Source organism: Halomonas sp. LES1 (genome assembly GCF_031846005.1).
Taxonomy (GTDB): Bacteria; Pseudomonadota; Gammaproteobacteria; order Pseudomonadales; family Halomonadaceae; genus Halomonas.
The window spans coordinates 82183-101461 of record NZ_JAVRGC010000007.1 but is presented as its reverse complement, the minus strand read 5'-3'; the positions used below and the strand labels follow the sequence as shown (position 1 = coordinate 101461).

At 65.4% G+C, this 19279-nt stretch carries 20 protein-coding genes; 17 read left to right on the top strand and 3 right to left on the bottom strand.

What is annotated here, in order from left to right:
• Window positions 1-12 precede the first annotated feature (12 nt).
• The 4 genes from RM463_RS14380 to RM463_RS14365 all read left to right on the top strand — a co-directional run bounded on the left by RM463_RS14380 (window position 13) and on the right by RM463_RS14365 (window position 3860).
• On the top strand, window positions 13-780 hold the full coding sequence (locus tag RM463_RS14380; RefSeq protein ID WP_311430380.1) for an FCD domain-containing protein: 768 nt from the start codon (window positions 13-15) through the stop codon (window positions 778-780).
• A gap of 66 nt (window positions 781-846) precedes the next feature.
• Window positions 847-1881 (top strand): TRAP transporter substrate-binding protein, encoded by a 1035-nt coding sequence (locus tag RM463_RS14375; RefSeq protein WP_311430379.1) that lies wholly within the window; start codon window positions 847-849, stop codon window positions 1879-1881.
• 69 nt (window positions 1882-1950) lie between these two features.
• A complete protein-coding gene (locus RM463_RS14370) occupies window positions 1951-2559 on the top strand; it encodes a TRAP transporter small permease subunit (protein WP_311430378.1) in 609 nt (202 codons plus the stop codon).
• Window positions 2559-3860, top strand: coding sequence for a TRAP transporter large permease subunit (locus RM463_RS14365; protein ID WP_311430377.1), 1302 nt, complete (start codon window positions 2559-2561; stop codon window positions 3858-3860). Before RM463_RS14370 ends, RM463_RS14365 begins: the two co-directional genes overlap by 1 nt.
• Before the next feature lie 84 nt (window positions 3861-3944).
• On the opposite strand, the gene RM463_RS14360 is transcribed toward RM463_RS14365, so the two are convergent.
• Complete coding sequence (locus RM463_RS14360) at window positions 3945-4481, bottom strand: gluconokinase (protein ID WP_311430376.1); 537 nt, start codon at window positions 4479-4481, stop codon at window positions 3945-3947.
• 682 nt (window positions 4482-5163) lie between these two features.
• Here RM463_RS14360 and RM463_RS14355 point away from each other — a divergent pair.
• The 9 genes from RM463_RS14355 (at window position 5164) to RM463_RS14315 (ending at window position 13570) form a co-directional block, all read left to right on the top strand.
• Window positions 5164-5910 (top strand): MBL fold metallo-hydrolase, encoded by a 747-nt coding sequence (locus RM463_RS14355; RefSeq protein WP_311430375.1) that lies wholly within the window; start codon window positions 5164-5166, stop codon window positions 5908-5910.
• A gap of 163 nt (window positions 5911-6073) precedes the next feature.
• Complete coding sequence (locus tag RM463_RS14350) at window positions 6074-6940, top strand: MBL fold metallo-hydrolase (protein WP_311430374.1); 867 nt, start codon at window positions 6074-6076, stop codon at window positions 6938-6940.
• Between the two features lie 50 nt (window positions 6941-6990).
• Window positions 6991-8754, top strand: a complete 1764-nt coding sequence (locus RM463_RS14345) for a sulfate permease (protein WP_311430373.1) — start codon at window positions 6991-6993, stop codon at window positions 8752-8754.
• Window positions 8755-8814: 60 nt separating this feature from the next.
• Window positions 8815-9288 (top strand): YeeE/YedE family protein, encoded by a 474-nt coding sequence (locus tag RM463_RS14340; protein ID WP_195688047.1) that lies wholly within the window; start codon window positions 8815-8817, stop codon window positions 9286-9288.
• Window positions 9285-9698, top strand: a complete 414-nt coding sequence (locus tag RM463_RS14335; RefSeq protein ID WP_311430372.1) for a DUF6691 family protein — start codon at window positions 9285-9287, stop codon at window positions 9696-9698. The genes RM463_RS14340 and RM463_RS14335 overlap by 4 nt, the downstream gene beginning before the upstream one ends.
• Before the next feature lie 159 nt (window positions 9699-9857).
• A complete protein-coding gene (locus RM463_RS14330; RefSeq protein ID WP_311430371.1) occupies window positions 9858-10559 on the top strand; it encodes a response regulator transcription factor in 702 nt (233 codons plus the stop codon).
• Complete coding sequence (locus RM463_RS14325) at window positions 10556-11893, top strand: ATP-binding protein (RefSeq protein ID WP_311430370.1); 1338 nt, start codon at window positions 10556-10558, stop codon at window positions 11891-11893. Before RM463_RS14330 ends, RM463_RS14325 begins: the two co-directional genes overlap by 4 nt.
• 19 nt (window positions 11894-11912) lie before the next feature.
• Window positions 11913-12608 (top strand): cytochrome c, encoded by a 696-nt coding sequence (locus RM463_RS14320; protein ID WP_195688043.1) that lies wholly within the window; start codon window positions 11913-11915, stop codon window positions 12606-12608.
• Window positions 12605-13570, top strand: coding sequence for a c-type cytochrome (locus RM463_RS14315; RefSeq protein ID WP_311430369.1), 966 nt, complete (start codon window positions 12605-12607; stop codon window positions 13568-13570). Before RM463_RS14320 ends, RM463_RS14315 begins: the two co-directional genes overlap by 4 nt.
• 95 nt (window positions 13571-13665) lie before the next feature.
• Here the strand turns inward: RM463_RS14315 and dsbG are convergent, their stop codons facing one another.
• Both dsbG and RM463_RS14305 read right to left on the bottom strand, forming a co-directional pair.
• Window positions 13666-14442 carry a thiol:disulfide interchange protein DsbG gene (gene dsbG / locus RM463_RS14310; protein ID WP_311430368.1) on the bottom strand — a complete coding sequence of 259 codons (777 nt, stop codon included), beginning with the start codon at window positions 14440-14442 and terminating at the stop codon, window positions 13666-13668.
• A gap of 58 nt (window positions 14443-14500) precedes the next feature.
• Window positions 14501-15322: a TlpA disulfide reductase family protein gene (locus RM463_RS14305; RefSeq protein WP_195688041.1), complete on the bottom strand. Its 822-nt coding sequence runs from the start codon at window positions 15320-15322 to the stop codon at window positions 14501-14503.
• A gap of 199 nt (window positions 15323-15521) precedes the next feature.
• On the opposite strand from RM463_RS14305, the gene RM463_RS14300 reads away from it, so the two are divergent.
• The 4 genes from RM463_RS14300 (at window position 15522) to ribBA (ending at window position 19214) form a co-directional block, all read left to right on the top strand.
• Complete coding sequence (locus tag RM463_RS14300; RefSeq protein WP_311430367.1) at window positions 15522-15980, top strand: copper chaperone PCu(A)C; 459 nt, start codon at window positions 15522-15524, stop codon at window positions 15978-15980.
• Between the two features lie 75 nt (window positions 15981-16055).
• Window positions 16056-16529, top strand: coding sequence for a transcriptional regulator NrdR (gene nrdR / locus RM463_RS14295; protein WP_195688040.1), 474 nt, complete (start codon window positions 16056-16058; stop codon window positions 16527-16529).
• Window positions 16530-16541: 12 nt separating this feature from the next.
• Window positions 16542-17690, top strand: a complete 1149-nt coding sequence (ribD, locus tag RM463_RS14290; protein ID WP_311430366.1) for a bifunctional diaminohydroxyphosphoribosylaminopyrimidine deaminase/5-amino-6-(5-phosphoribosylamino)uracil reductase RibD — start codon at window positions 16542-16544, stop codon at window positions 17688-17690.
• Between the two features lie 354 nt (window positions 17691-18044).
• Window positions 18045-19214: a bifunctional 3,4-dihydroxy-2-butanone-4-phosphate synthase/GTP cyclohydrolase II gene (ribBA, locus tag RM463_RS14285; RefSeq protein ID WP_195688038.1), complete on the top strand. Its 1170-nt coding sequence runs from the start codon at window positions 18045-18047 to the stop codon at window positions 19212-19214.
• Window positions 19215-19279: the final 65 nt, after the last annotated feature.

Sequence of the window (19279 nt, the reverse complement as noted above, 5' to 3'; positions counted from 1 at the left end):
CAGAGCACCCCCATGACGATACCGCAGAAACCCGACATCGCCGAGGACCTGGCGAGCGGCATCTTCGCCGGAGATTACCTCCCTGGCAGCTTTCTGCCCCGGGAGGTCGATCTCTGTGGCACCTACGGTGTCAGCCGAAGCACGGTGCGTAGCGCGCTTCAACAGCTGGTCTCGGGGGGCATGGTGGTACGAATCTCGGGGCAGGGAACCCGAGTATGTGAGCTGACCGACTGGCATCTGCTCGACCCGCGGGTCAGTGACTGGATGGCGCGCTTCGCCCAGCCCAACCCTCGCATTCAACGCGACATCTTCGCCTTCCGTGTGGCGGTAGAGCCCTTCATGGCACGCCTGGCCGCCGAAAACGCCACCGCCGCCGACCTGTTGGCCATCGAGACCGCCTGGCACAACATGATCAGCGCGCTGAACTCCCCCGACCGCCGTTGGGCAGGGCGTAGTCACGACGAGCATGATGTAGCGTTCCATGAAGCGATCTTCGCGGCCACCCACAACCTGCTGTGGTCCCAGCTCAGCCATATGCTCAAGCCGGCCATCGGCCTGCTGGTGGAAACCTCCAATCACAGTGCCGCGGAGCTTGGCGACAGCATGGAGCGTCACCGTCTGCTGATGGAGGCAATCCGCCTGCGTCAGCCGGAACAGGCCGAGCAGGCGGCACTGTCGGTGCTCGAACGCACCGGCCTCGACCTGGGCTTCGCCAGTCTCTTCGACCACTTACCCCCTCGGCTGCGCCTGCCTGGTGCAGCCGATCACCGACCGGGCTGAACGTCCGGACATCACGGCAATCGCCAACCATGTGCTAGCTCGAACACCATAACAAGGAGTCAACCCATGCCATTGCTCAAGCCGCTTTCTGCCTTTGCCCTCAAGGGGATCACGGCCGCCGTCCTCGGGACCGTGGCGCTGTCCGCCCAGGCAGCGGAGTACGAGTGGACCTTCCAGACCTCAGAGACCGCCGGTGAGCCGCAGTTCGAGCTCAAGAAGGCGTGGGCCGACAACGTCAACACCATGTCCGGCGGGCGCATCGAGATCGAGATCCTGCCGGTCAATGCCGTGGTTCAGGCCAACCAGACCCTGGACGCCGTACAGTCCGGTATCCTCCAGGGCCACCTGACGGATCCCAGTTACTTCTCCGGTCGTGACCCGGCCTTCGGCATGCTCGGCAACCTGGTCGGCGCCTGGGGTGACCCGCTGGAGTTTCTCGAGTACATGAATCACGGCGGCGGCGAGGAGCTCTACAACGAGCTGGTCAACCCCTATGGCGTGCAGTTGATCGGCGCCGCCGCCACCGGCCTGGAGTCCTTCCCCTCCACGCGTCCGATCCGCACCGTGGAGGACCTCGAAGGCCTCAAGGTGCGCGCCCCGGAGGGCATGGTCTACAACATCTTCGAAAAGGCCGGTGCCGCCCCGGTGAACCTGCCGGGCTCCGAGGTCTACACCTCGCTGGAGAAGGGGGTGATCGATGCCGCCGACTACACGGTGTTCTCCACCAACCACAGCCAGGGCCTGCATAGCTTCGCCAACTACCCCAACTACCCGGGATTCCACTCGCTGCCCATGGTTTCCGTCTCTCTGAACAAGGAGATCTGGGATGGCCTGCCCGAGGATCTCCAGTCGATCCTCGAGACCTCGGTGGACAAGCTGGCCTACGAGATGGTGTTCGAGCTCAAGAAGCTGGATCTCGAGGCCGTGGCCGAGGCGCGTCAGGATCCCGAGATCGAGCTGATCGACATGGCCCCGGAAGAGCGTGCCAAGTTCCGCAACATCGCCAAGGAGGAGTGGGCCGCCTGGGCCGAGCGCAGCGAGATGAACCGCAAGGTTTACGACTCCGTGGTCGAATTTCTTCAGGCGCGCAACCTGATGTAAGCCGGTTAACCATTCATCACCACGTCGCCGCTCGGTCTCCTCCCGGGCGGCGTTCGACCGAGATACAGCATGACTCATCCCCCAAACGAATCCCGACATGGCGGGCACGGCGTGTCGGACGAACAGCGCCCGGAACGCGGCCCCGAGCGTACCGCCCTGGATCGCCTGGTGGCCCGCGGTGCGAGAGGTGCCGCCTGGCTGGTGCTGGTGGCCATGGCCATCAGCGTGGTCGAGGTGTTCCTGCGCTACGGCTTCAACAATCCCACTTCCTGGGTACACGAATCGGTGGTCTTCCTGGTGGCAGTCAGCTTTGCCCTGGCTGGCCCCGCCGCCCTGGCTCGTAACGCCCATATTCGCGTGCGTGTGCTCTATGACAGTGCCGGTCCTCGCCTCAAGTGCTGGATGGATCGCTTCAACGACTTCGTGACGCTGGGCTTCTGCCTGGCCATGAGCTATGCCGCCTTTCACATGTTCTGGCGGGCCTCTCACAACCCGTTCGGCGAGTGGCAGCTGGAGCGCTCCGGTACCTCCTGGAACCCCCCCTTTCCGGCGCTGGTGAAGGGAGTGATCCTGTTTGCCCTGGCGCTGATGACGCTGCAGGCGCTGCTCCACCTGGTGCAGTCGCTTCGTGCCCGTCCTGCTGACCCTGCGTCGGTCGATAACGAGGAGACGCGCTGATGGATATCGGGACGGCCACGATCGTCATGATCGCCGCCATCTTCGGCCTGCTGGTCACCGGCCTGCCGCTGGCCTTTATCACCGGCCTGGTAGCGATGATCTTCACCTTCGGCTGGTTCGGCGAGATGGCCCTGCCGTTGGTCACCAGTCGAGTCTTCAGTTTCATCACCGAATACTCGCTGGTCGCGGTACCGATGTTCGTGCTGATGGCTTCGTTGCTCGACCGCTCGGGCATCGCCAAGGATCTTTTCAATGCCATGCGGGTCTTTGCCGGGCGGCTGCCTGGAGGGGTGGCGGTGCAGACCATCGTGGTGGCCTTCTTCCTCGCCGCACTGTCGGGCATCATCGGCGGCGAGATCGTGCTGCTAGGCATCCTGGCACTGCCGCAGATGCTGCGCCTGGGCTACGACAAGCGGCTCTCCATCGGCGTGGTATGCGCGGGTGGCGCCTTGGGCACCATGATGCCGCCGTCGATCGTGTTGATCATCTACGGCCTGATCGCCAGCGTCTCCATTGCCGAGCTGTTTACCGCCGCGGTCACCCCGGCGGTGATCCTGATGGGCTCCTACATCGCCTACGTGCTGGTACGCTGCCTGAAGAACCCCGAGATGGGGCCGCCATTGTCTGCCGATACCCAGGACAACCCCTTCGACAGCAAGCTCGAGGCGGCCAAGGCGATTCTGCTTCCGGGCATGATCGCGTTTCTGGTGCTGGGCACCATCTACGGGGGGATCGCCTCGGTGACCGAGGCGGCGGCCATGGGGGTGTTCGGGGTCATGCTGGCCATCGTGCTGCGTGGCGAGTTCAGTATCGGCATGCTGCATCATAGTCTTGGCCAGACGCTCAACACCTGCGGCATGATCATCTGGATCGGCATCGGCGCCGCGGCCCTGGTGGGGGTCTATAACCTGATGGGGGGTAACCGCTTCGTCTCGGGGATGATCCTGGGCATGGAGGTGGCGCCCATCGTTATCATCCTGGTGATGATGGCGATCATGCTGGTGCTCGGCCTCTTTCTCGACTGGATCGGCATCGCCATGTTGGCCCTGCCGATCTTCCTGCCCATCGTTACCCAGTTGGGCTACGACCCGATCTGGTTCGGCATCCTGTTCGCGGTAAACATGCAGGTCTCCTTCCTGTCGCCGCCGTTCGGACCCGCGGCCTTCTATCTGAAGAGTGTGGCCCCGCCGGAAATCAGTCTGAAGGATATCTACCTTTCGGTATTGCCTTTCATGGCAATTCAGCTACTGGTGTTGGCGGCACTTCTCGTCTGGCCACAGCTGGCAATATGGCCGCTATAGATGAGGGCAGAAAGAGGAAAAAGGGGGAGGCCTAAGCCTCCTCCTTTTCCTTGTATAAGGTTTCGGAAAGGGAAGGGGGGGGAGCTATAAGGCGCTTAGATGTTGGGTGAATCTCTCTACAATTTCCAGGGGTGGCAGGACAATATCGAGGCACAAGGCCTCGTCGTCTCCCGGAGGTTCCAGGGTCTGAAGCTGGCTATCCAGCATATGGTCACCCTGGAAGAAGTGACCCTGCCGGGTATGCAGTCGTGTCAGCAGAAGCTCGCGGCTGCCGTCCAGGTAAAGAATCTTCAACTCCGGCGCACCGCTACGCAGGGTGTCGCGATAGCGACGCTTGAGTGCGGAGCAGCCGATGACCAGCGAGCGTCCCTGGCGGCGGTGCTCGCGGTAGAAGTCGGCCAGCGTCGCCAGCCACCCTTCACGGTCTCCGTCGGTGAGGGGCTCACCCCGCGACATCTTGGCGATACTGGTGGGGCTGTGGTGGTCATCGGCATCGATGAAGTCGGCCGACATCCTCTCGGCGAGTAGCCGGCCGATGAAAGACTTTCCCGACCCCGAGACACCCATGACCAGCACGAGATGAGGGGGTGTCGATATCCTGTAGTGGCTCTCAATGGTCATGTTTGAAGCACGGTAATTTACGTGTGTTGCTAGATTAAAACTGCCGGCAGGGCTAGGCAAGAAGATTGTCGTTTTATTGGCAATAGTCGCCTCGCGAATACCCTTTGGGCGAATCCACTGTTGTGGATAGGCAGCGTGCAGGCGTGAATCTATTGTGCTGAAGGGAAAGGAAGCCATGGCAATGGTAATCCATGGCGAAAAGGAGGCATGCCCATGTCGCCCCTGACGCTCCTGGGCGCGGTGAAGTAGGTCACCGGCTCCTGCTACCTGCTCGAGATCCTGCTGCAGATGCGGCCTTCGTGATGGCCAAGGATATCGAGAGGGAACACAAGTGGCGCAAGCGCAACGCCAGACCGCTGTTGGAACCACTCTATAAGCTTGACGCTGCCGAACAGACACTGTCCCAACGCGTCTCCCACTGCTATGGCCAGCCGGTGCACCTACTCGGTCTACCGGCTGCTGGGGGAATGCCTGCAAGTCGCAGGAGTCGCGGTCGCCGGTCTGGGCCGGCGACCAGGGGGGCACCCGTAACCGCGAGGCCACGGGCGCCCAGGTATGCCTCGGGGGGTAGGCGATTGCCGTTGTGGAGTGACACAATCGCCGTATAGTCCATTTCGTGCTAAGTTTATTTCATGCAACGTCACTGGTGGACGATCCATCCGGCACGCTAACGGAGGTACCCATGAAGACCTTTGCCCTCTCGCCCAGCACCGGCACCGGCAGCCCCGAGGTGGCCGGTTTCTACGACTCGCGCACCTCCTCCATCCAGTATGTGATCAGTGATCCCGCTACCGGCAAGTGTGCCATCATCGACCCGGTGTACGACTTCGACGAGAACTCCGGGGCCACGGCAACTCATCACGCCGACGAACTGCTCGACTATGTGAAGGAGAAGGGATTCGAGGTCGAGTGGGTCCTGGATACCCATCCTCACGCCGACCACTTCTCCGCGGCCCGTTACCTCCGGGAGAAGACTGGCTCCCCCACCGCCATCGGCGAGAAGGTGGTAGAGGTTCAGAAGTTGTGGAAGGAGATCTATCACTGGCCAGACTTCCCCGCCGATGGCTCCCAGTGGGACCGCCTCTTCGCCGAGGGCGACACCTTCTCCATTGGTGAACTGGAGGCGCGGGTGATGTTCTCGCCGGGGCACACCCTGGCGTCGATCACCTATGTGGTGGGCGATGCCGCCTTCGTTCACGATACCCTCTTCCAGCCGGATTTCGGCACCGCCCGGGCCGATTTCCCCGGCGGCGACGCTCGTCAGCTCTGGCGCTCCATCCAGGCGATCCTCGAGCTGCCCATGCCCAAGCTGATTCTCCCCTCCCTTCAGATAAACACCCTGGGGGGACGCCTGCCGGAGCCCGAGGCCAACGGCAAGCGCTACCTCAAGATCCCGCTGGATGCCCTGGAGGGTGCTGCCTGGGAGTAAATCTACCGTTCACCGCTCACGGGCCCCGCACTTTCGGAGCCCGTGTCGTTTCGTGGTGTCTCACGGCGTGGGTGATATATAGCTAAACGAGCTATGCTTAGAACGTGTTTTTGGCTATGCTGGCGGTACAGCGGCACGCGACATCCCACGGAGGTTGTATCCCATGTCCAAGCCAGTCGTGACCCACTTCTTCGACGAGCCCACCAATACTTTCAGTTATGTGGTGCAGGATCCCGACAGCAAGTCTTGCGCAATTCTCGACTCGGTGCTCGACTTCGACTATGCCGCCGGGCGCACCGACGTGCGCTCCGCCGACGAGATCATCGCCTTCGTGCGTGACAACGCCCTGGAGGTGGAGTGGGTCCTCGAGACTCACGTGCATGCCGACCACCTCTCCGCCGCACCCTATCTGCATGAACAACTGGGCGGGCTGACCGGCATCGGCGCCAATATCACCCTGGTGCAGGATGTCTTCGGCAAGGCCTTCAATGCCGGCACCGAGTTCGCCCGGGACGGCAGCCAGTTCGACCGGCTCTTCGAGGAGGAAGACACCTTTGTCATCGGCAACCTCGAGGGGCGGGTGCTGCACACCCCGGGCCATACGCCGGCCTGCTTGACCTATGTGATCGGCGACGCCGCCTTCGTCGGCGACACCCTCTTCATGCCCGACTACGGCACCGCACGCTGCGACTTCCCCGGCGGTGATGCCCGGACGCTCTATCGCTCCATACAGAAGGTGCTGGCGCTGCCCGACGAGACGCGACTCTTCCTGTGCCACGACTACAAGGCACCTGAGCGCGAGGAGTTCCAGCACCAGACCAGCGTGGCCGAGCAGCGCGCCCACAACGTGCACGTTCACGAGGGAGTCAGCGAGGAGGCGTTCGTCAAGATGCGCACCGAGCGCGATGCCACCCTGGGCATGCCGAAACTGATCATCCCCTCGGTGCAGGTGAACATGCGGGCCGGGCAGATGCCCCCCGCCGAGGACAATGGCCAGGTCTACCTCAAGGTGCCGATCAATACGTTCTAACTTCAGTCTCTAACGACACGCTCCAACCAGCGAGTGCTGAGGCAAGCCGCGTGAATCCGAAACGTTATCTGCCGATCCTGCAGTGGCTGCCCGACTACGGGCGCAGTACCTTGGCCAGCGACCTGCTGGCGGCGGCGATCGTCACCATCATGCTGATCCCCCAATCGCTGGCCTATGCCATGCTGGCGGGTCTGCCCCCCGAGGTGGGGCTCTACGCCAGCATCGCGCCGCTGGTGGTCTATGCGGTGTTCGGCACCAGTCGTACTCTGGCGGTGGGGCCGGTGGCGGTGGTATCGCTGATGACCGCCGCGGCGATAGGGCAGGTGGCGCCTCAGGGCACGCCGGAGTATCTCGGTGCAGCCCTGGCGCTGGCACTGTTGACCGGGGTGATCCTGACCGTGATGGGGGTGGCTCGGCTGGGTTTTCTGGCCAACTTCCTCAGCCACCCGGTGATCTCGGGGTTTATCACCGCCTCGGGGCTGGTCATCGCCGCCAGCCAGCTCAAGCATCTATTGGGCGTCGAGGCGAGCGGCCATAACCTGCTGGCGCTGGTGGTAGAACTGGGTAGCCAGCTGGGCAGCGTCAACCTGCCGACCCTGGTGATCGGCCTTTCGGTGCTGGCCTTTCTGCAAGCCGCGCGGCGCCGGCTCAAGCCCGCCCTGTGTCGGCTTGGGGTACCGGCGCGCCCGGCGGACATGCTGACCAGAGCGGCGCCGATCCTGGCGGTGGCCGTGACGACTCTGGCCAGCTGGGGGCTGAGTCTGGATCGGCACGGAGTGGCGCTGGTTGGCGAGGTACCCGCGGGACTGCCGCCGCTGACCCTGCCCGGCTTCGACAGTGGCCTGTGGAGCGAGCTGTTCGTGGCGGCACTGCTGATCAGCATCGTCGGGTTCGTGGAATCGGTGTCGGTGGGCCAGACGCTTGCCGCCAAGAGGCGCCAGCGCATCGACCCGGACCAGGAACTGGTGGGGCTGGGAACCTCGAATATCGCCGCTTCACTGACCGGTGGCATGCCGGTGACCGGGGGTTTCTCACGTTCGGTGGTGAACTTCGATGCCGGGGCCGAGACCCCGGCCGCCGGGGCCTTTACCGCGGTGGGCATCGGTGTGGCGGCACTATTTCTTACCCCACTGATCGCCTATCTGCCGATCGCCACGCTGGCGGCCACCATCATCGTGGCGGTGCTGTCGCTGGTCGACATCGCCGCGATCAAGCGCACCTGGGCGTATTCCCGCGGTGACGTCGCCGCCATGCTGGCCACCATCGCGGTGACCCTGGGAGATGGCGTGGAGAGTGGGATCATGGTCGGGGTGGGGCTGTCGCTGGCGCTGCACCTCTATCGCACCAGTCGGCCGCACAGTGCCGTGGTGGGGCGAGTACCGGGCACCGAGCACTTTCGCAACGTTCAGCGCCATGCGGTGGAGACCGACGAGTGCATGTCGATCCTGCGGGTCGACGAGAGCCTCTACTTCGCCAATGCGCGCTATCTGGAGGACACCGTGATGGCGCTGGCGGCTCGTCAGCCTGGCCTCGAGCATATCGTGCTGGCCTGCCAGGCGGTCAATGTCATCGACGCCTCGGCACTGGAGAGCCTGGAAGCGATCAATGCGCGTCTCAGGGACTCCGGCGTGTGCCTCCATCTGGCCGAGGTGAAAGGCCCGGTGATAGATCGACTGCAGCATACCGACTTCTGCCGCGAGATGACCGGCGAGGTGTTTCTAAGCACCTATGATGCCTGGTGCGAGCTGCGTGGCGAGAGCGATATCAGCCTGTCGCGGCGCTATACCGAGCTGCAGGCAAACACGCTGCTCTAGCAGCAATTTCCCAAATGTTTCTTTAACAATGCACCCCCGGGTGCATCAAAGGAGAGAAGAGTGGACTGGAGCTCATCCCTGCAAGGGCTGGCCGGCGGCGTGCTGATCGGCCTCTCCGCGACCTGGTTGATGGCGACCCTGGGTCGCATCGCGGGCATCAGCGGCATTGTTGGCACCTTGATCACGGCGCGACCCAAGGGTGACAGCGCCTGGCGGCTGACCTTCCTGCTGGGCATGATCAGTGGCCCCATCGTGGTGATGCTGCTCGGCGGTGGCCTGGGCAACGTGGCGGGTGATGCCGTCGACGTCACCGGTCGGGTGATCGGCGAGCCAGCCGGCGGCGTGGCGCTGATGCTGCTGGCCGGACTGCTGGTGGGCCTGGGTACCGGCCTTGGCAGCGGCTGCACCAGTGGCCATGGGGTCTGCGGCCTGGCGCGGCTCTCGGTGCGCTCGATGGTGGCTACCATCACCTTCCTGGTGGCGGCGATCGTCACCGTGTTCATGGTGCGACACGTGGTCGGAGGTGGCGCATGAAAACGCTGATGGGCTATATCGCCGGGCTGCTGTTCGGCCTGGGGCTTGCCGTCTCCGGCATGACCGATCCGGCCCGGGTGCTGGGCTTTCTGGATATCGCCGGCGCCTGGGACCCGACGCTGATGTTCGTGCTCGGCGGCGCCGTGGTCACCAACTTTATCGGCTACCGTCTGGTCTTCAAGCGCGCTAACCCGTTGTTTGCCGAGCGCTTCCAGCTGCCCACCCGCCAGGACCTGGATGCCCGCCTGATCGGCGGCTCGGCGCTGTTCGGCATCGGCTGGGGGCTCTCCGGCTACTGCCCGGGGCCGGCCATCGCCTCCGTCGCCGGGCTGACGGCACCGCTGGTCGCCATGCTGGTGGCGATGGTGGCGGGCTGGTTCCTGGCCAGGTCGATGCCTGCGCCCAGTTGAGTTTGTGCTGTATCAAGAGCTCCCCCTCAGGATCGGCCTGCGGGGGAGTTGCTGTCTACGACCAATGGCTCGCCGGGAGTGGTTTAACTCACGATAGCCATTAACGCTGGCTTAATGACCCGGTGACAAGATGACGCACAACCAGAGGAGCCTTACGCCATGCACGTACTGCTGATCGAGGATGACGCCCTGGTGGCGTCGGGCATTCGCGCGGGGCTTGCGGTGTACGACTATGTCGTCGATCACGTGACCTCCATCACCGAGGCGCGTCGCGCCCTGGCGAGTGTCGCCAGCGATGTGGTGATCCTCGACCGCGGGTTGCCCGACGGCGATGGCCTGAACCTGCTGATGGAGTGGCGCGATGGCGGGGTGACCACCCCGGTGCTGGTGCTGACCGCCCGCGATGCGGTCAGCGACCGGGTGGCGGGGTTGCAGGGCGGTGCCGACGACTATCTGGTCAAGCCCTTCGACCTCGACGAGCTGGTGGCGCGGCTGCAGGCGCTGCTGCGTCGCGCGGCGGGGCGTTCGCATCCGCTGATCGAGCACGGTGCCCTGTGTCTCGATCCGGTGGCCCGGGAGGTCACCCTCGATGGTCGTCCGGTAACGTTGTCGCGCCGTGAGCTGGTGCTGCTCGAGGCCTTCCTGCATGCGCCGCGCAGCGTGCTGTCGGCCGACCAGCTCAAGGATAGCCTCTATGGCTTGAGCGAGGACGTGGAGAGCAACGCCCTCAACGTGCATATCCATCATCTGCGCCGCAAGCTCGGCAGCGGGCTGATCGAGACGGTGCGCGGGCTGGGGTATCGGCTGGGGCCGCCACTGGGCGAGTCAGCCGACGAGTCAACCGAAAAGGAGCGATCGTGAGCCTGCGCACGCGGCTGCTGGTGACCCTCGGTGTCACCCTGCTGGTGCTGTGGGGTCTGGCCGCCGCCTGGCTGCTGCGTGATCTGGAGGAGCAGTTCGTGGCCACCCTCGATCAGCGCCTCGCCCAGTCGGCGCGCATGGTCGCGGGGCTGATGGCCCAGCTGCCCCAGGAGGTGTGGCTCGAGGCCGACCGACGGGCACTGTCGATCCCGCCCACCGAGGGACTGGCCTGTCAGGTGCATTCGCCGCGCGGCGAGATCATGGCGCGGACGCATACCGACCTGGGGTCGATCCTGGCGAGGGGGGAGGCCGGCGGGCATGCCTACCGTGAAGAGGGTGGCGTGACCTGGCGGGTCTTTACCTATGAGCGCAACGGGCTGACCATCACCACCGCCGATCGCATGGATGAGCGCGATATGCTGCTCGGCAATGTCATCAAGGTGGCCACGGTGCCCTTCGTGGTGGCCATGCTGGGCAGCCTGGTGGCGCTATGGATGGGGGTGGTACGTGGACTCTCGCCCATCGCACGGCTGCGTGATTCCCTGGCCCGGCGCCATCCGGATGCCCTGGCGCCGGTAGCCACCTACGGGGTACCGGGTGAGTTGCGTCCGCTGGTGGAGACCCTCAACGGCCTGCTGGCTCGCGTTCAGCAGACCATCGTGCGCGAACAGCGCTTTACCAACGATGCGGCCCACGAGCTGCGCACGCCGCTCACCGCCATCAAGACCCATCTGCAGGTGGCGAGTCGGGTGGAGGGCAGGGCCGCGCGCGACGCCGTCGTCTACGCTGAGGAGGGCGTCGAGCGTCTGGCACGAATTCTCGACCAGCTGTTGATGCTGGCACGGGTGGAGGGGCGACTGGCCTTCGAGGACGGCACCCTGTGTCGACCCGCTGAGGTGGTGGCCCTGGCGCTGCGCGATAGCGGTGCCGCGACGTCACGCTTCGAGCTGCCCGAGGCGTGGCCACAGGCCCCGCTGGCGCTGCCGCGGGAGCTTGCCGTGACCGCGCTGCGCAACCTGATCGATAACGCCCTGCGCCACGGCGGCGAGGCATCGCGAGTGACCCTCGGCGTGGAGAGCGATAGCCGTACGTACCTGACATTCAGGGTGATCGACCAGGGGCCCGGGGTCGATGAGGAAGTCATGAAGCAGATGGTCAGGCGGTTCTGGCGTGCCAGCAAGCAGCACGGCAGCGGCCTGGGCCTGACCATCGTGGTGGCGATCGCCGAGCGTTTCGGTGGTCGCCTGGAGTTTACCAGCCCCGCGCGGGGTGGGCTGGAAGCGCGCCTGACCCTTCCGGTCCAGGCCAGTAATAGTGCCCCGGCGAGGGCATGACACGACAAGGAGAAGACCGATGACCGGCAAGAGGATCGCGAGTGGGCTCGGCCTGCTGCTGGGTGCCGGGCTGGCTGCCAGCCAGGCCGTGGCGCTCGAGGGGGACGCCGAGCGAGGCAAGGCGGCGGCGGGAACCTGTGTGGCCTGCCACCAGGCCGATGGCATGGGCATGAACTTGCCGAAGGGGGAGTCCTGGCCGCGCCTGGCCGGGCTGCCGGCGGCGTATATCGCCAAGCAGCTGCACGATATCAAGGAGGGACGTCGCGGGGCGCCCACCATGCTGCCGTTCGCCAATATGCTCGACGACCAGCAGATCGCCGACGTGGCGGCCTACTATGCCGAGCTCGAGCCCTGGCCGGAACTTCCCACGGCCTATCATGCCGCCGACCCGAATGACGAGGCCGAGTGGCTGGCAGAGCGCGGTGACTGGTCCGAGGACAAGATGATTCCGGCCTGCAGTCAGTGCCATGGCCCCAATGGTCAGGGGGTGGGTACCAGCTTCCCGCCACTGGCGGGTCAGCATGCGGGGTATATCGTCAGCCAGCTCGAGGCCTGGCGCGATGGCAGGCGTCATAACGACCCCAACGATCTGATGGTGGGGATCGCCGAGCGCCTTGACGAACAGCAGATCGAACTGATAGCCGACTACTATGCCACCCTGCCGGAGCGTATCGCCGCGCAGGGCGATGCGGCACAAGAGGAGAGCGGTCAATGAGCCAGCGTAGATTCCACCTGTTGATGGCCGGCACCCTGACCTCGGCGCTGGGCCTGCCCCTGACCGCACTGGCCCAGGATGATGAGGTCCAGCGTGACTACCAGATCCCGTTGCCCGAGGCGCCGGCGGGGGAGGTCACCTTCCAGCCACCCCTGGAGCGCGACATCCCCGACAACCAGTACGGCGATATGGTGCGCAAGGGGCGTGATCTCTTCCTCAACACCCAGGCGCTGCGGGGAGAGTATGTCTTCAGCGAGCAGAACTGCGCCAACTGCCACCTCGATGCCGGCCGGCTCGCCAACTCGGCACCGATGTGGGCCTCCTTCGGCGTCTATCCCGCCTACCGTGGCAAGAACGACAAGGTCAATACGCTCGCCGAACGCATTCAGGGCTGCTTCACCTACTCCATGAACGGCAAGCCGCCGGAGAACGGCAGCGAGCCGCTGGTCGCGATGCAGACCTACCTGCACTGGATGGCCACTGGGGCGCCGATCAACGAGTCGCTGCCGGGACGCGGTTATCCCAAGCTCGAGGAGACCGAGCAGGGGGCCGACCGCGAGCGGGGGGCCGAGGTGTATGCCCAGCAGTGTGCGGTCTGTCACGGCGATGAGGGCCAGGGGCAGAAGGTCGGCGAGCGCCAGGTCTTCCCGCCGCTGTGGGGCGATGGCGCCTACAACTGGGGGGCCGGCATGCACCGAGTGAATACCGCGGCCAACTTCATCAAGGCCAACATGCCCCTGGGCAAGCCCTACTCGCTGACGGATCAGGAAGCCTGGGATGTGGCGGCCTTCATCAACAGCCAGGAGCGGCCCCAGGACCCGCGTCGTCGCACCCTCGACACGCTGGATGAGACCGCCGAGATCTTCCATGACCATCATGGCTTCTATGGTCAGGAGGTCGACGGCAAGCGTCTGGGGGATCATGCCGACTTCGGCGAGAATCCCGTCCCCCTCGACGGCTGATTCCTGCCGGGCGGAAGTGAAGCGCCCCGCTGCCCTGAAGGCAGCGGGGCGCTTTTGCGAGCAGGTAGTGCTGACAGCGATGCTTCGCTGGCCGCTCAGGGCGCCGGGCCGCCCATGACCTCCTCGAGGCGCTCGGGGTTGGGCACACCCTCGACGCGGTCGACACGGTCACCATCGCGGTAGAGCGTGGTGGGCGTGGCCATGAAGCCCAGCGAGTCGAACAGCTGATTGTTGGCGTAGACCTGCTCCTCGACCTCGCGCGACTGGGGGCCCGCTTCGATCTCGTCGCCATCGCCGCTGTGGGCATGAAGGGCGGCGGCGGGGTCCTCGGCACCCAGCAGGGCGGCGGCCTTGGCGGGGCTGTCCGAGGCCAGAACGCCAATCATGATATGGCGCAGCTGTACCTGGCCGGCCTCGACCCAGGGGCGGGCCTCGTGCCAGAACTGGCGGCAGTAGGGGCAGTTGGGATCGGTGAAGGTGTAGATGATACGCCCGGCATCGGGGCTGCCATCGGCGATCCAGTGGCTCGCTTCCAGATCCTGCCAGATCTCGGCGAACTGCGTGGCACGCACATGCGTGTCAAGTGCGGGCTCGGAGAGGTTGTTGCCCTCGGCATCGACCAGGGTGCCGATAATGGCATGCTCGCCCCCCGGCAGCAGGTAGACGGCTACCTCGCCGCGGGAGTGGCTGGCGCCGTAGCCGGTCAGGCCGGCCGGCGCCTCGAACTCGCTATGAATGGTCAGCCCCTGGTCGGTGATGGCTTTCACGGGGGCCGGCAAATCGGCGGGGTTCGGATCATCATTGGCCAGAGCGAGGGGCGTGAGGGTCAGGGTCAGCGCCGCGAAGGCAGGCATCCTGAGGAGATATCGCATGGTAGGGTCCTTGTGCGGTTGTCGTGAAGATTAAGCAGCCTGGGGTGACGTCAGGGCATCAGCGCAGACGTTCCAGCCCTTGGCGCAGGGTAGCGTGGGAGAGCTCGCCGAAGTGGGTGTTCACCAGTTGCCCCTCGGCGTCGTAGAAAAGGGTGGTGGGCATGGCCATGGCGCCGGTGACGTCGCCCAGGGTGGTTTGAGCATCGAGTAGCACGTTGTCCAGATCCAGAGACATCTCGTCCAGGAAGCGGTTCACCAGTGCCACGTTCTCGCCCTGGTTAACGAAGGCGAAGGTAATGTCGCTGATCTCGTTCTGGGCCTGCTCGAACACCGGCATCTCGCGGCGGCATGGCGGGCACCAGGTGGCCCAGAGATTGACCACCAGCGGCTTGGCCTCGCGCTCCGCCAGTTCTGGCAGAGCGGTCGGATCGCCCGCGAGGGTGGTCAAGGGAGTGTCGGGGAGCGGACGGCCCTGCTCCTCGATCAGCAGCAGGGGGCCTGCGGTCAGTCCCCAGGCGAGTGTGCCGGCCAGCAGTGCGCCACCCAGTGGCCGGCGCTGGCGGGGAGAGCGCCATAGCCGCCAGGCGGCGTACCCCAGGCCCGCTACCAGACCGCCCACGGCATCGAAGCCGCCATCGCGGATATCCAGCATCGAGAGGATGCCATCGTAGCTATTCCAGTAGCGCGCCACGAACACCAGGCGGGCGCCGACCAGGGCGACCAGCAGCAGGTTGAAGAGGGTGTCGGCGGTGGGGGTGCGATGGCGGCGGCCGATCAACGCCCCGGCCAGCAAGGCGACGCCGAAGGCCAGGATGATCAACAGCTGGCCGATCGAGAAGCCCATGGGGCCCACGGCGATACTCTGGTTCAATGCCTGCATGGGAAGTGCTCCTTGCCAATGAGTTCAGCGGCGTTCACGTCGCCGGAGGCCGAGCTTGGCAGCCAGTGATTAGCGTTGCATTAACCGGCCCGGCGCTGAGACGTTATGTCGCAAGGGTGAACAGGCGCCTCGGCCTGGCCTAAGCTTGCTGGCCTGAGCCTTGCTCCCTGTTTCCATCACCGAAGAAGGAATATCCTGCATGCTGCCACGCTCCCCGATGTCATGGCGCCTCCCCATGGTGACGCTGCTTGCCTCACTGGTCAGCTCCGCGGTACTGGCCGATTCGCTGCGAGTCGAAGGCGTTCATGTGCGCGCCGTGCCGCCGGTCTCCACCACCACGGCCGCCTTCATGGTGCTGCACAATGAAGGGGAAACCGACCGCTCCCTGGTGGCGGCGAGCACACCGGCCGCCCGGGTGGCGGAACTGCACAACCATGTGGATGTGGATGGCGTGATGCAGATGCGCCGGGTCGAGGCGGTTCCGTTACCGGCCGACGCGAGTGTCAGCCTGGCCCCGGGCGGTTATCACCTGATGCTGATCGACCTGGCCGCACCGCTCCACGAGGGTGACGAGGTGGCGCTCAGCCTGACCTTCGATGATGGCCACACCCTGGAGCTCGAGGCACCGGTGCGGCGTATCGAGACCATGGGGCACTGATCGGCACTGCTGTGCGAATGGGGCTCGAGTCGCTACAATGCGACGAGTCCCGTTTCTTCGTTCTGGAACCCTGTCATGCACTGTCCCTTCTGCGGCACCCACGACACCAAGGTCACCGATTCGCGGCTGGTCGCCGAAGGGGACCAGGTGCGCCGGCGTCGCCAGTGTGTGGCCTGCGGTGAACGCTTTACCACCTACGAGACCGCCGAGCTGATCATGCCGCGGGTGATCAAGGGCGATGGCTCCCGCGAAGCCTTCAACGAGCAGAAGATGCGCGCCGGCATGCTGCGCGCGCTTGAGAAACGTCCGGTAAGCGCCGAGGCGATCGAGGCCGCGGTGCAGCGCATTCGCCAGACCTTGCGCGCCCGTGGCGAGCGTGAGGTCCACGCGCGCGATATCGGCGAGGCGGTCATGGCCGCGCTGCGCGGTCTCGATCAGGTGGCCTATATTCGCTTCGCCTCGGTCTATCGCCGTTTCCAGGATATCGATGAGTTTCGCGCCGAGATCGAGCGTCTCGCCCAGGACCCTGACCAGACGCCCCCTCGCTGATACGGAGCCCCCATGGCCCACCCTACGCCTTCCGAAGCCTGGATGGCTCGCGCCCTCGAGCTGGCCCGGCGTGGCCTCTACACGACACACCCCAATCCACGTGTGGGCTGTGTGCTGGTCAAGCACGATCGCCTGGTGGGGGAGGGCTACCACGCCCGGGCCGGTGAGCCCCATGCCGAGGTAAACGCCCTGCTGGATGCCGGCGAGGAGGCCCGCGGCGCCACCGCCTACGTGACCCTGGAACCCTGCTCCCATCAGGGGCGAACCGGCCCCTGCGCCGTGGCGTTGATCGAGGCCGGTGTGGCGCGAGTGGTGGTCGCCATGGAGGACCCCAATCCGGAGGTGGCCGGCCGCGGCGTTGCCCTGCTGCGTGATGCCGGCATCGCGGTGGAGGTCGGCGTGATGACGGCCCAGGCACGGGCGCTCAATCCCGGTTTTATCCTGCGCATGGATCATGGCCGCCCCTTCGTGCGCCTGAAGATGGCCATGAGTCTCGATGGCCGTACCGCCATGTCATCCGGCGAGTCACAGTGGATCACCGGTCCCGAGGCACGCCGTCAGGTGCAGCGGCTGCGTGCCCGCTCGAGCGCCGTGCTTACCGGTGTCGAGTCGGTGATCTTCGATAATTCGCGACTCACCGTGCGTGCCGACCAGCTCGGCCTCGACGATGCCGCCACCATCGCCGCTCGCCAGCCGTTGCGGGTGATCGTCGACAGCCAGCTGCGGCTACCCGAAGCGGCGGCCTGTCTTACCGAGCCAGGGCGCACCCTGGTGGTTGCCGTGGAGGGGGTCGAGGAGGAGCGAGTCGAGCGGCTGACCCGTGCCGGGGCGGAGGTGTTGACACTGCCCGCCGGCAGCGAGGGGCGGGTCGACCTCGAGGCCCTGTTGCGCCATCTTGCCGAGGTCGAGCAGGTCAATGAGGTACTGCTCGAGACCGGGGCGACCCTGGCCGGCGCCATGCTCGATGCCGGCCTGGTCGACGAGATGCAGCTGTTCGTGGCACCGACTCTGCTCGGCGGCGATGCTCGGCCGCTGTTCCAGCTCGCCGGTATCGAGACCATGGCGCATCAGCGCGGCCTGGATATCCTCGATATCCGCGCCGTGGGCCAGGATTGGCGCATTACCGCCAGGCCGAAGCGCCGTATCAAGGCGCAGGAGTAGCGCCCGCTGCCGCTCCAAGGTAGGGCTATCATCGTTAGCTGTGCTGCAATAGCGAAAGGCGCCGGGGATAGGCTGTAGAGGGGGTCCGAGGACCATGGACGGCCGAGGTAGCGTACATGGAGGTATTTACAGCGCCCCCTCGAAGGCCCTATCCCCGGGGAAGCCTTGAGCGGTGCCCGCTGCGACGCCAAGATGCACTTTACTGGCGCCCGCTGCCGCGCCAAGGTGCACTTTACTGGCGCCCGATGCCGCGCCAAGGTACCCTGACGCCGTTTCCGAGGCGAGGCGACGCCGATGGACGACGCGACCGTCGTCGTTTGGCAACGCCCGCCGCGTAGAATTTCTGGAGATCTCATGGTGCACGCCACTGCCGGGGGCCTGGCCCCCATCGAGGACCTGATCGAGGATATCCGTCAGGGCAAGATGGTGATCCTGATGGATGATGAGGATCGTGAAAACGAAGGCGACATCATCATGGCCGCCGAGAAGGTGCAGTCCGAGCACATCAACTTCATGGCGCGCCACGCCCGCGGCCTGATCTGCCTGCCGATGACCCGCAACCGCTGCGAACGGCTCAAGCTGCCGCTGATGGTCAACGACAATGGCTCGGGCTTCGGCACCAAGTTCACCCTCTCCATCGAGGCCGCCGAGGGCGTCACCACCGGCATCTCCGCCGCCGATCGTGCCCGCACCGTCCAGGCCGCCGTGGCTCACGACGCCAAGGCCGAGGATATCGTGCAGCCCGGCCATATCTTTCCGCTGATGGCCGAGCCGGGTGGCGTGCTGCGGCGTGCCGGCCACACCGAGGCCGCCTGTGACCTGGCCGCCCTGGCCGGGCTCGACCCCAGTGGCGTGATCTGCGAGATCATGAACGACGATGGCACCATGGCGCGGCGTCCCGAGCTGGAGCGCTTCGCCGAGGAGCACGGCATCAGGATGGGCACCATCGCCGACCTGATCCACTACCGCATCCACAACGAGCAGACCGTGGATCATGTGGAAGAGACCCAGGTGTCGACCGCCTTCGGCGACCTGACGCTCCACGTGTTCCGTGACAGCATCCAGGGGGCTCACCATGTGGCGCTGGTCAAGGGGCGGCCGAGTCCAGAGGCGCCGACCACGGTGCGCGTGCACCTGGCGGACACCCTGCGCGACCTGCTCTGCCTGCAGAAGGGCGAGGGCGGTCACTGGACCTCGCATCAGGCCATCGCCGAGGTGGCTCGCAGCGAGCGTGGCGTCTTCGTGCTGCTCGATCAGGGGCGACCGGGACTCGATCTGCGCGACCAGCTGGATACCTTCCTCGAGCGTCGCCGAGCCCCGCGTACCAGCGACTCGGACGGTGCCGGCAACTACCTGACCATCGGCACCGGTTCACAGATCCTGCGCCACCTGGGCGTGGGCCAGATGCGGCTGCTCAGCTCCCCCTGGAAGTTCTCGGCGCTATCCGGCTTCGATCTGGAAGTGGTGGAGCGGCTGGGGCCCGAGGATGTGTCGGCCGGCGGTGAGGGGGCGGCCGGCGAGTGAGCCGGTGCCCCCGCGGCACGCCCGACGCCACCTTTCAGCATTTTGTATCTGCACACCCATTCAGC